This is a genomic window from Pseudomonas sp. SED1, assembly GCF_034044025.1.
Classification (GTDB): Bacteria; Pseudomonadota; Gammaproteobacteria; order Pseudomonadales; family Pseudomonadaceae; genus Aquipseudomonas.
Genome location: NZ_JAXCIS010000074.1, coordinates 1 through 11,878, shown reverse-complemented (window position 1 = coordinate 11,878; position 11,878 = coordinate 1). Strand labels below are relative to the sequence as shown.

At 61.3% G+C, this 11,878-nt stretch carries 8 protein-coding genes; 1 reads left to right on the top strand and 7 read right to left on the bottom strand.

Going from position 1 to position 11,878, the window contains the following annotated elements; genetic code table 11:
* Positions 1-19: 19 nt before the first annotated feature.
* From maiA to hmgA, 3 genes are read right to left on the bottom strand one after another with little or no spacing between them, the layout of a single operon-like run.
* Entirely contained in the window at positions 20-655 is a 636-nt protein-coding gene (gene maiA / locus SNL23_RS11285) for a maleylacetoacetate isomerase (RefSeq protein ID WP_076017719.1), read from the bottom strand.
* Between the two features lie 12 nt (positions 656-667).
* Positions 668-1,954, bottom strand: a complete 1,287-nt coding sequence (fahA, locus tag SNL23_RS11280) for a fumarylacetoacetase (protein WP_318302274.1) — start codon at positions 1,952-1,954, stop codon at positions 668-670.
* Positions 1,955-1,957: 3 nt separating this feature from the next.
* Positions 1,958-3,241, bottom strand: a complete 1,284-nt coding sequence (gene hmgA / locus SNL23_RS11275) for a homogentisate 1,2-dioxygenase (RefSeq protein WP_318302273.1) — start codon at positions 3,239-3,241, stop codon at positions 1,958-1,960.
* 119 nt (positions 3,242-3,360) lie between these two features.
* Here hmgA and SNL23_RS11270 point away from each other — a divergent pair, with 119 nt between their 5' ends.
* A complete protein-coding gene (locus tag SNL23_RS11270) occupies positions 3,361-4,149 on the top strand; it encodes an IclR family transcriptional regulator (protein ID WP_167663781.1) in 789 nt (262 codons plus the stop codon).
* Between the two features lie 154 nt (positions 4,150-4,303).
* Here SNL23_RS11270 and SNL23_RS11265 read toward each other — a convergent pair whose 3' ends face one another.
* The 4 genes from SNL23_RS11265 to SNL23_RS11250 form a co-directional block, all read right to left on the bottom strand.
* Positions 4,304-6,784, bottom strand: a complete 2,481-nt coding sequence (locus tag SNL23_RS11265; protein ID WP_318302272.1) for a LuxR C-terminal-related transcriptional regulator — start codon at positions 6,782-6,784, stop codon at positions 4,304-4,306.
* A gap of 240 nt (positions 6,785-7,024) precedes the next feature.
* Positions 7,025-8,392: a DUF1329 domain-containing protein gene (locus SNL23_RS11260; RefSeq protein WP_017476034.1), complete on the bottom strand. Its 1,368-nt coding sequence runs from the start codon at positions 8,390-8,392 to the stop codon at positions 7,025-7,027.
* Positions 8,393-8,418: 26 nt separating this feature from the next.
* Positions 8,419-10,209 carry a DUF1302 domain-containing protein gene (locus SNL23_RS11255; RefSeq protein ID WP_318302271.1) on the bottom strand — a complete coding sequence of 597 codons (1,791 nt, stop codon included), beginning with the start codon at positions 10,207-10,209 and terminating at the stop codon, positions 8,419-8,421.
* Positions 10,210-10,693: 484 nt separating this feature from the next.
* Complete coding sequence (locus SNL23_RS11250; protein WP_076017726.1) at positions 10,694-11,605, bottom strand: SDR family oxidoreductase; 912 nt, start codon at positions 11,603-11,605, stop codon at positions 10,694-10,696.
* Positions 11,606-11,878 lie beyond the last annotated feature (273 nt).

The window sequence follows — 11,878 nt, the reverse complement described above, 5'->3', positions numbered from 1 at the left end:
CCGGTGTGAGCCTGGAGACTTATGGCGTATCAGGTTGGTTGGCGGGGTGAGCCGCCATGAACGCCGGATGCTGCGCCGCCAATCCCGCCACCCGCTGAATGCGCGGATACGCCGCCAACGAGACCTTGAACCGCTGCGCCGCATACAACTGTGGAATCAAGAACGTATCCGCTATCCCCGGCTGGTCGCCAAAGCAATAACCCTGATCACCAATCAACTGCTCAACCGCCGCCAGACCCTGGCTGATCCAGTGCCCGATCCACTCCAGCACCTGCGCTTCATCGTGCCCCCACTGCTTGAGCAGATTCTGGGTACTGGAGTTGTGCAGCGGGTGAATGTCGCAACCAATGATCGACGCCACCGCGCGCTCATGGGCGCGGGTTGCCAGATCCCTGGAGAGCAACGGCACCTGTGGATAACGTTCCTCCAGGTATTCGATGATCGCTGGCGACTGAATCAACACATCCCCATCATCGGTGCGCAAGGCCGGTACACGACCTTGCGGATTGATCGCCAGGTACTCCGGCTGATGGTTGGCGCCGCCCTTGGGCACCAGCAGGTTGACCGGCACCGCGGTGAAGTCCAGGCCCTTGAGGGCCAGCGCGATCCGCACCCGGTACGACGAAGTGGAGCGGTAGTAGGTATAGAGTTCCATGGCCCTGCCCTCTCAGCGCGCCGCGACCACGGTACCCCGGCATTCGCCGAAGCCGATGGAGGCAAACCCGTCGCGGCTGCAGCGCGCGCGCAGGATGATTTCGTCGCCGTCTTCGAGGAATTTACGTAATTCGCCGGAGGCCAATTCGATCGGCTTTTTACCGCCCTCGGTGATTTCCAGCAGGCTGCCGAACTGACCGGCTTCCGGCCCCGACAAGGTGCCCGAACCGAACAGGTCGCCGGCCTGCAACTGGCAGCCGTTGACGCTGTGGTGCGCAACCATTTGTGCGACGGTCCAGTACATGTGTTGGGTGTTGCTCAGGGTCAAGCGATGGGCCGGCAGGTTCTGCTCACGCATCGAGGCGGTGGTCAGCAGTACTTCCAGTTCGATATCAAAACCACCGGCGGCCTGGTCGCGCTTGTCCAGCAGGTACGGCAGGGGTTGCGGGTCGCCTTGAGGGCGCGCCGGTTGTGCCTTACGGAATGGTTCCAGGGCTTCAGCCGTCACCACCCATGGCGAAATGCTGGTGATAAAACTCTTCGACAGAAACGGGCCCAGCGGCTGGTATTCCCAAGCCTGGATATCCCGCGCCGACCAGTCGTTGAGCAGGCAGAAACCGGCGATGTGATCAGCGGCGTCACCAATGGCAATCGAGTCGCCCATGGCATTGCCCTGGCTGATCCAGATGCCCAGTTCCAGCTCGTAATCCAGGCGGGCGCAGGGGCCGAAGGTCGGCTCGGTTTGACCGGCTGGCAGAGTCTGGCCTTTAGGGCGGCGAACGTCGGTGCCCGACGGACGAATCGTCGACGCGCGGCCGTGATAACCGATCGGCACGTATTTGTAGTTGGGCAGCAGCGGGTTATCGGGACGGAACAGTTTGCCGACGTTTTGCGCGTGCTCGATGCCGACGTAGAAGTCGGTGTAATCATTGATTTTGGCCGGCAGGTGCATCTGGCAAGCGGCAGCCGGGTGCAGCGCTGCTTGCAGTTTGCCTTGCAGGTCGCTGCCTTCCGCCAGCAGTTCCAGCAGGCGCTCGCGCAGGGCCACACGCGGGCCACGGCCCAGTTCAAAAAACGCGTTCAGTTGACCGCCAGCGGTGGCTTCAACCGCACGGCGAGCCTCACCGTCAAAAAATTCCAACGCGGCATGCAGATCGAAAACATGATCGCCGATCGCCACGCCACTGCGCGGTTCAGCGCCGTTAACGCTGAACACACCCAAGGGCAGGTTTTGCAGCGGGAAATCCCGGTGACCGTTGGCGGAAGCCACCCAACTGCGGGTGAGATTAGGCTGAGTCATGGGTTATCTCCGATTCGGGTTGAAGGTTGCAGGGAGCGAGGCCCAGCAAGCGTCGTAAGAAGGTTGCAGCTGTGAGCATTCCAGCGCGAATTGTGTAGGACGCAGCACCTGGCTGGTCTCGAACATGAAGGCCATGGTGTTATCAATCTTGTGGGGCTCAAGCGTCGCGTTGATGGCCTTGGTGCAGGTCTCGCCATCCGGGCCATGGGCGCTCATGCAGCTGTGCAACGACGCGCCGCCGGGCACGAAGCCTTCGGCCTTGGCATCGTAGGCGCCCTGGATCAGGCCCATGTATTCGTTCATCAGGTTGCGGTGGAACCACGGTGGCCGGAAGGTGTTTTCGGCGACCATCCAGCGGGGCGGGAAGATCACGAAGTCGAGGTTGGCCAGGCCGTGCACGCTGGTGGGCGAGGTCAATACGGTGAAGATCGACGGGTCCGGGTGATCGAAACTCACGGTGCCGATGGTGTTGAAGCGGCGCAGGTCGTATTTGTACGGCACGTTGTTGCCGTGCCACGCCACCACGTTCAGCGGCGAATGGTCCAGCTCGCAGCCCCAGAGTTCACCGAGGAATTTCTGCACCAGCGTGGTCGGTTGCTTGAGGTCTTCGTAATGGGCGACGGGGGTGAGGAAATCCCGTGGGTTGGCCAGGCCATTGCTACCGATCGGCCCGAGGTCCGGCAGGCGCAGTGGCGCGCCGTGGTTTTCAGCGACGTAGCCGCGGGCTTGTGCATCCAGCAACTCGACGCGGAATTTCAGGCCGCGTGGCAGCACGACAATTTCCAGCGGCTCGACGTCCAGCACACCCAGTTCGGTGGCGATACGCAGGCGGCCCTGCTCGGGAACGATCAACAGCTCGCCGTCAGCGTTGAAGAACACCCGGTCCATCGAGCGATTGGCGCGGTAGTTGTAGATGCTGATGCCTGAGGGCTTTTCCGACCCCGAGTTGGCGACCATGCCTACAAGCCCATCGATGAAATCTGTCGGCTCAGCGGGAATATCCAACGGGTTCCAACGCAGGCGATTAGGCGTCACAGCCCCAAGCGGGCCACCGGCCAATTGCCGTTCCAGCTTGACGAACGCCGGGTGATTGGCCGACGGCTGGATGCGGTACAACCAGGTGCGCCGGGCTTCGCTGCGGGCCATGGTGAAGGCAGTGCCGGAGAAGAGTTCGGTGTACAGCCCGTAGGGCGCTTTTTGCGGAGCGTTCTGGCCGACCGGCAGTGCGCCGGGCAAGGCTTCGCTGGCAAATTCATTGCCGAAGCCTGATTGGTATTCGAGGGTCATGGATCGTCCTCTGAGCGGAAGTTGTTTTTATCGTAATCCAGTTACGCATAACGTAATTTGATACCTGTTGACCGTCAAGCTATAAAGACGCCCATTCGTCTTTCGGATTCATGCCTTCCATGGAAAAGCCGCCCGCCCCTCGCGACACCGGTAAACAGAAAGTCCGCTCGGCTGAAGTGGGCACCGACATCCTCAAGGCCCTGGCCGAACTGTCGCCGGCCACCTCGTTGTCGCGCCTGGCCGAACATGTGCAAATGCCGGCAAGCAAGGTCCACCGCTATTTGCAGGCGCTGATTGCCTCCGGTTTTGCCGAACAGAACACTGCCACCAACCATTACGGCCTGGGCCGCGAAGCCTTGCGCGTGGGTTTGGCCGCACTGGGCAGCATGGACGTGCTGAAAGTCGCCGCCCTGCCCCTGGCGGAACTGCGGGACGAGTTGAATGAAACCTGCTTCCTGGCCGTTTGGGGCAACCAGGGCGCGACCGTGGTGCACATCGAGCCGGCGGTGCGCGCGGTAACGGTGGTGACGCAATTGGGCTCGGTGTTGCCGCTGCTCAGTTCATCCACCGGGCTGGTGTTCAGCGCGTTCCTGCCGTCGCGGGAAACCGTGGAGTTGCGCGAGCGGGAGATTCAGGCGGGCATCGCCCATGCGTTGGCGGATGACCAGGCTTACGCCACCGCTTGCGAGCAGATCCGCCAGCGTGGCCTGCACTTTGTGCACGGTTTGCTGATGCCGGGTGTGGACGCGTTGTCGGCACCGGTGTTCAACGCGGTCGGGCAGGTGGCGGCGGTATTGACCGTGGTGGGGCCGACGTCGCTGTTCCATGCCGACGAAGACGGCCCGGCGGCGAAGCGTTTGTTGGCGGCAACCCAAGCGGTGAGTTGGCGGATGGGTTATCAGCCCTGACTCCAGTATCAGGCACACAACAAAGCAAAATGTGGGAGCGGGCTTGCTCGCGAAGGCGGTCTGTCAGTTAAAGCATCAGTGACTGATACACCGCATTCGCGAGCAAGCCCGCTCCCACATTTGATCTTCATTGTTTGAGAAAGGGCGCTTGGCTTCAGGCCATCAATCCCAAGGTTTTGGCTTTCGCCACCGCCTGGGTACGCCGCTCCACCCCCAACTTGCTATGAATCCTCCGCGCATGGGTTTTCACCGTGTGCAGCGAGATAAACAACTGCCCGGCAATTTCCAGATTGGAATTGCCTTGGGCAATCAATTGCAGCACCTCAAGCTCGCGCTGGCTCAGAGGGTTTTCCCCCGCCGTCGCCAGGCACTCTTGCGGCTCCAGCCCCAACGCACTCAACAACCCCGGCTGCCTGAGGCGCAACTCGCGAATCGCCTGTTGCACCTGGCATCGTCCTGCCAGTCCCAACCCGGTTTCCAGTGAGCGCACGGCCAATGGTCGATCGCCGACTTGCCAGGCCACTTCCCCCAACACCAAGTGCAGCTCCGCTTCCAGGCACAGCATGCCGCGCTGACGGGCAGTTTCCAGCAATGCACTCAGGCGAGCGATAGGCTCTTCGGCGCGGCGCAATTTCACTTCCGCCAGCACCTGCAAATACTCAAGTCGTGGGATCAATTCAAGGGTGGCCGGCGGCGCCTGTTTGGCCTTCGGGCCACGGTAGTGCCGCAGCACGCGGGTCACCGCTTCCAGGGTCAGTTCGGCGCGGCCCTGTTGCAGCCAGAAATGCCCGCTGAGCAAGAGCAACACGGCGCGGTACACAGTGTCGGGCACCTGGCGTTGCTGCATCAGGCGCTCGGCGTCCCGCAACTGGATAAACGCCTCGGCGTAATCGCCTTTGTTGGCGGCCAATAAAGCCAGACCGAGGTAGCCATAAAGCACGCGTTTGTCCTGGCTGTGCAGGCACATGCCCAGGCCGGATTCGAAGCATTCGGCGGCCACGGCGTCGTGCCCCTGGCGCAAGGCCAGATGCCCACGCCGCAAGGAAATCCGCCCCATCAACGGCCCGGCTTTAAGCCGCTGTTGCACGAGCATGCGCTGAACGTTTTCCAGCAGGCTCTGGGCCCGATACGGCGCACCGCGCTGCTCCAGCAACTGCGCATGATCGAGTTCCAGCAACGCCTCCAGCAGCAACGAGCCATGGGAACGCGCCAGGCAAAGTGCTTCACGGTTCAACGACTGGGCGACGTCCAACTCGCCACGCAGCAAGGCTTGCTGGGTCAGGCCCGACAGGCACATCAGGCGCGAGGTCCAGGCACTCTCGGGCAAGTCTTGCAGGGCTTCCAGAAAATGTTCCCGGGCGCGTACGGCTTCGCCTCCCAGGTGCAACAACCAACCCCATTGCGCCTGCCAGCGGGCCACTAGATAGCGCTGCGAATGCGCAGTCGGTTGCGGGGTGAAACGCGCCAGTTGATCGATGCATAACGCCGCCTGGTCAAAGCGCCCGGCAAAGAGCAACGCCGCCGTTACCAAGCCCACCAGCTGCGCCGAACCCAGCATCAACTCATCGCCATGCTGCTCATGCAGGCGCAACAAAAGCACCGCATTTTGCTGGCGGAACAGGTCTTCAAAACTGAAGTGCTGCAACAGGCTCACGGCCACTTCGTACTCTTCGGCCAGCAGCGCCTGCTCAAACGCGGCTTGCCAGTCCTCGGCGGCGGTAAACCACTGGCAGGCGCGACGGTGCCAGGAGCGCTTGGCCGGCCACGGTTCGTCGAGTAACAGTTGCGCCAGCGGCGGGAAGATTTGCAGCCAGTCGGTGGAGTCTTCCCAGGGTTCGATAAAGGCGCCCAACGTCTGCAAGTCACGCAGATAATCACCGAAGCCGAACAGGTGATCACACAGGCTCGGGTTGAAACGTGGCAAGTGCGCAAGCACGCGCCAGGCTTCGGCCAGCTCCGGCGCCAGGCCGCTGAACAGCTCGTGCTGCAGGTAGTCGAGCAAGGTTTTGTCGGGGTGCCCGTCGCTCTCCAGCAATGCGATGCGCACGCCGGCGCACCAGCCGGCGCTGAACTTCAGCACCTTGTCGGCGCAGGGCCCGGCCAAGTGCTGAATCTCGGTGTGATCAAACGCCAACTCGGCTGCGTTGCACTCCCACAACTCATCGTCGAGCAACAGCCGTGGCCAGTTGCACGCCGGCCGCCGCCGCGCGCCAATCCACCAGGTTAAAACGGGACTGCTGGCCGCCAGAATGCGATCGAGCAGCGCGTCCAGTTCAGGTGCCGGCACCCGGCAGAAGTCATCGAGAAACAGCCAGGCCGGCGCTTGCCAGCGGTTGAGGGCCAGCAGCAGCGTGGGTTCATCGACAAACACCAGGCCGAGGGTTTGGGCCAGACGCTGGCACAAATCCAGGGCCGCCCCATTCAGCGGCAACCAATACACCTGGCAATCCGCAGGTGCCTGCAATGCGCATTCGGCAAGCAACGCGCTCTTGCCACTGCCGGCCGGGGCGCAGAGCAACTTCACCCGCGCCGAGGCGTTGAGCAACGGCCCGGACAAACGCGGGCGCAACAGATGATGGGGAGACAAGCGTGGCATGAATCCAGGACGATCCAGACAACGGGTCATGGCGGTCATTACTGCGTCCCTGTTTTTTATTATTAGGCGGCGTGCGCCCTACCCTAGTCCTGTGGCTGGCGGTTGTTGAGGAGTATTCAGCAGGCTGATTACCGGGCATATGTTCCAAAGGTGGAACACCGTAAATGTGGGAGCGGGCTTGCTCGCGAAGGCGGAGTGTCAGTCACCGGATATATTGACTGATACACCGCTTTCGCGAGCAAGCCCGCTCCCACAGTTTGACCCCGTTCCAATCAGGTTTTAGCGCACGCCTTCAGAACGCAATGCCGCCGGCGTGTAGTCCGCCGCCTTCGCCGCAAAGCCGAACACAAAGCTGCTCTTCTCTTCGTTCTTCATCCCCAGGGCGATGTAGCGCCCGGCGATGATGTCGTACAGGGTTTCGACGGTGTAGGCCGGCACCTGGTGGTCGTAGTAGAACTGCGCGTGACCTTCAGCGACACGCCACAGTTGGCCACGGCCGTCGTAGTGGTCCACCAGCGCCACTTGCCAGCTGTCTTCGTCGATGTACATGTGGCGCTTGGCGTAGATGTGCCGCTCGCTCGGTTTTACGGTACCGATCACTTCCCAGACCCGGTGCAGCTCGTAGCGGGTCAAATCCTGGTTGATGTGGCCGGCCTTGATGATGTCATCGTACTTGAGGGTCGGCGAGTCGAGCTTGTAGCTGTTGTAGGGGATGTACATCTCCTTCTTGCCCACCAGCTTCCAGTCATAGCGGTCCGGGGCGCCGGAGAACATGTCGAAGTTGTCCGAGGTGCGCAGGCCGTCGGCCGCAGTGCCCGGCCCGTCGTAGGCCACTTGCGGCGCACGGCGCACCCGGCGCTGGCCGGCGTTGTAGACCCAGGCCAGGCGCGGCTCCTTCACCTGATCGAGGGTTTCATGCACCAGCAGTACGTTGCCGGCCAAGCGCGCCGGGGCAGTCACCGATTGTTTGAAGAAGGTCAGCACGTTGGCGCCCTTGACCGGGTCCATGTCCGGTATCAGCTGCGGCACGGCCACTTCTTCTTCGAAACGGATCGGCGTGTAGCTGCCGTTGGTCTGCGGCGTGGCCTGGGTGATGATGCGGCGCAGATTGCCGCCGTGATAACGGGTGATGTGGTTCCACAGCACTTCCACGCCATTTTTCGGAATCGGGAAGGCGTAGTAGCGGTTACCGGTGAAGTTTTCCAGGCCATTGCCGTCGTTGATCGCATGCACGTTCAACGCGCTGCGCTTGATCGACTCGTAGATTTCCGGTGGCAAGTTGACCGTGCGGTGGGTCGGGTACACCGGGATCTTGTAGGTTTGCGGGTAGCGCTTGAACATCGCCACCTGGCCTTCGGACAGTTTGTCCTTGTACTTGTCGACCGTGGCGGCGGTGATCACGAACAGTGGTTTTTCACTGGCAAACGGGTCGGCGAGGAAGCCTTTGCTGTCCACAGCTCCGGCGTTTTTCGGGATGCCACCGGTCCATGCCGGGATCGAGCCGTCAGCGTTACCGGCCTTTTCGGCACCCACCGGAGTCAGGGTGGTGCCAAGCTTGGCCGCTTCTTCCGGCGACACCGCGGCCATCACGTTGGCCGCCAACAGGCTCAGTGCCAACACGCCGCATTGCAGAATCATCTTGCGCATAGTCTTTTGTCCTTCTTTAAGCCAAATCAGAAGTTCACGCCAAAGCTGAGGGCGATGAAGTCGCGGTCGGTGAGGGTGTTGTAGTCACCGCCAAAAAAGTCGGTGTAGCTCAGGCTCGCGGTGTAGGTGTTGCGGTAGTCCGCGTCCACGCCAACGCTGAGGGCCTTGGCGCCTTCGTTGAACAGGCCGTTGGGGCCGTAGCCGCTGACGTCCTGGGACCACGACAGGTTGGGCTTGAGGTTGACCCCGGCGAACACGTTGTTGTAATCGAGGATGGCCCGGGCGCGATAACCCCAGGAGTTGGCCGTGACAAAACCGTCGGTGTCGCCGCCGAAGCCGTATTGGCCGTAGACCGAATCGCGGCCATAGCGCAGCTTGGATTTCGCCTCCAGCCCGCCGACGTGCACGAAAGCCGCTTCGCCCACCAGGGTCAGGCGTTCAGCGCCCAGTACCTGGTCGAAGAACTGGGTCATGGTGCTCTGGATCTGGGTGATTTCCTTGCGGCGATAGCCAGCGTTATCGGAACCGAAGGAACTGGCGATCGGTGACGCGGCGTTACCGGCAATCGGGTTGACCAAGGCCAGCGTCAGATCGGTGGTGTTGAGTTGTACGGGGGCATTCGGGCGGTAGCTGATTTCGCCGGTCCAGGCCGTGCCGGTGGGCAAGGTGGTCGAGAAGCTGGCACCGAACAGGCGGATGTTTTCCGGGTAGTCGAGGTAATACTGACCGCGACCAAGCATCGTGCTTTGCGCCAGCCCAGACCCGGAACCCGGTGCAATCCCGTTGGCGGCATTGACGATACGGCCAATGGTTGCCAGGTTGGTGTTGGCGGTGATGGTACCGACGGTGGGCGTACGGCTGTGGTAGTTCATGAAGTACAGGCCGTACTCCGTGTCATCCCCCAGCCAGCGCAGCGCCATCCCGAACTGGCCGCCATCGCGCGCCTCGCGGTCTTTTGCACGCTGCACCACCACGCCTTCGTTCGTGACCTGGAAGCCCTGGCCAAACGCCGCCGCCACTGGTTGCAACGGCGCAATCGCCGGGCTGCCGACGGTGTAGTTGCCGTTGCAGCCATGGGCCACCACGTCGTTGCCGAAGAAGGTGCCGCAGTTGTCCACCACGGTGTTTTCCCAGTTCAACTGGTAGAAACCTTCAACGCTCAACTGGTTGGTGAGGCTTTGGGATGCAAACACCATGTTGACCGGAATCAGCCCTTCCTTGATCTCGGCGCCGGGCCGGCGGAAGGCGGAAACGTCGATGGGGTTGATGCTGTTGATGGAGTTGCCGATGAACGTACTTTCACCCCAGCTGACCACCTGCTTGCCGACGCGCACGTTGCCCGGCAAATCGCCGATGGAGTAGTTGTGATAGACAAACGCGTCGAGTAATTCGTAGCCGGAAGAGCGTGCGCCCTCGTCGCGGTGGTTATTGCTGATCTGCTTGAATTCGCGGTCTTCGTCCTGCAGTTCGAAGTCGTACCAGTACTTGCCGCGCACGAACACGCCGCTGTCGCCGTACTTGAGCTCCAGATCGTGAATGCCCTTGAAGATCTTGGAGAAGGTCTCGCCCTTCTTGAAGTTCAGGCGACCGTCATCGCCGGTGGAAGCCTGGCCCGTTCCGCCGTTGGGAACGCCCACCAGCTTTTTGTCGGCGTCGCGCATGCCCCAGCTGGCACCGACCGACAGCGAGGAATCGAATTGCCCTTCGATCTCGCCGATGTTGAACGAAACAGCCTGCGCCTGGGCACAGCAACCCAAAGCAACCGCAGCGGCCAGCGCCTGTGGCCTGAAGATGGCGCGCATTGTTGTTCTTGTCATGCGTCTTCCCCGGTGGTGTGACAGAAGGCCCCACCCTACTGCCCGCGATCAGGAGCGATAAGCGCACCAAGGAGGTATTCGTGTTGTCGCTCGAAAGGATGAAAGGGCGCTCTGGCCGGGGTATTGGCGAGGGTATGGACGAGATGGATGGAGGATTATCAGGAGGATGGATAGGGAGTTATTGCCACTGTTGCCAGTTTGGTAACAGTCCTTGTCTCGAATCGCTATTTTTCATTCTGTAACAAAAGCCTATTCTTGCTTGGCTTTCAGGGCAAACCGCCCGCTTCCAGAACCTGGAAGAACAGCAAGTTTTTATGGATTGATCACTATTTTCAATCTGTTACCCGCGTTCACTGACGTTGATTTATTGCTCCTTGATCAAACGTCTTACTTCAGCCGCTGCCTTTGCAGCGGCTTTTTTTATGCCTGAAATAAACCGGGGCGCCATGGCGCCCCGATTGATTAAAACTTTTTCATGCAACGATCAAAGGCTGTATTTCTGCAGATTGGCCATCATCTCTTTCAAGGCTTCGATGTTGTCCTTGGGGTGAGCAGCCCCGTCGAAATCGCAAATTTGCTGCCAGTGGGCGGCGACGTCATCCGGCGAGAACCCTGCCTCAGGGTCGAAGCCAACCCCCAGGCTGCGCTCCCAGCGGGTCTTGCCAATCCAGCCACCGCCCACCTCGAATAGCCCGGAGGTTTCCTGGCATGCCTCGCTGCCCAGGTACACCACCAGCGGGCTGATCAATTCCGGCTTGAGGCGTTCGAAGACTTGCGGCGGGATCAGGCCTTCGGTCATGCGTGTGCCGCCGGTGGGCGCGATGGCATTGACCAGGATGTTGTTCTTGCGGCCTTCCAGCGCCAGGGTGCGGGTCAGGCCGTACAGGCCGAGTTTGGCCATGCCGTAGTTGGACTGGCCGAAGTTGCCGTAGATGCCCGAGGTCGAGGCGGTGAAGATCACGCGGCCGTAGGCTTGCTCGCGCAAGTGTGGCCATGCGGCGCGGGTGACTTTGTAGGCGCCTTCGACGTGCACGCGGTAGACCAGGTCCCAGTCGCTGTCTTCCATTTTGTGGAAGGTTTTGTCCCGCAGGATCCCGGCGTTGTTGACGACGACGTCGATGCGGCCGAAGGCGTCGAGGGCGTTCTGGACGATTTTGTCGCCGTCGGTGACGGAGTCGTGGTTGGCTTCGGCTATACCGCCTGCTTCACGGATTTCGGCTACGACGCGGTCCGCCGCTGAGGCGTTGGCGCCTTCGCCCTGGGTTGAGCCGCCAAGATCGTTGACCAGCACTTTGGCGCCGTGTTTGGCGAACAGGAGTGCATGGGCGCGGCCCAGTCCGCCGCCGGCACCGGTGACGATCACGACCTTGTCTTGGAACTGCACAGGCTCACTCATTGGGGACTCCAGGGGTGGTTAGGGGTGGATGGGTTGAGTGTCAGGCACGGGGCTTGTGGTCACAATAAATACGGTTGGGGGTGAATGGTGCGCGATAAGGCTGGGGGATGATTGGCGGGGCCTTGGGGTGAGTACATATCCGTTATTTGAGTGATGGCTTGTATGGGTTCCGCCCTTACGGCGGGTCACTTTTGAAAAGAGCCCAAAAGTAACCAAAAGGCTCTTGCCCCACCACTCGGCACCTCGCTTGAGCTCGGTGTGCCCGCACTCCGG

Bases quoted from the DNA above. Each gene is read 5' to 3' on its own strand.
- maiA (WP_076017719.1), bottom strand. From the start codon at position 655: ATGGAACTCTATACCTACTACCGCTCCACTTCGTCGTACCGGGTGCGG.
- fahA (WP_318302274.1), bottom strand. From the start codon at position 1,954: ATGACTCAGCCTAATCTCACCCGCAGTTGGGTGGCTTCCGCCAACGGT.
- hmgA (WP_318302273.1), bottom strand. From the start codon at position 3,241: ATGACCCTCGAATACCAATCAGGCTTCGGCAATGAATTTGCCAGCGAA.
- SNL23_RS11270 (WP_167663781.1), top strand. From the start codon at position 3,361: ATGGAAAAGCCGCCCGCCCCTCGCGACACCGGTAAACAGAAAGTCCGC.
- SNL23_RS11265 (WP_318302272.1), bottom strand. From the start codon at position 6,784: ATGACCGCCATGACCCGTTGTCTGGATCGTCCTGGATTCATGCCACGC.
- SNL23_RS11260 (WP_017476034.1), bottom strand. From the start codon at position 8,392: ATGCGCAAGATGATTCTGCAATGCGGCGTGTTGGCACTGAGCCTGTTG.
- SNL23_RS11255 (WP_318302271.1), bottom strand. From the start codon at position 10,209: ATGACAAGAACAACAATGCGCGCCATCTTCAGGCCACAGGCGCTGGCC.
- SNL23_RS11250 (WP_076017726.1), bottom strand. From the start codon at position 11,605: ATGAGTGAGCCTGTGCAGTTCCAAGACAAGGTCGTGATCGTCACCGGT.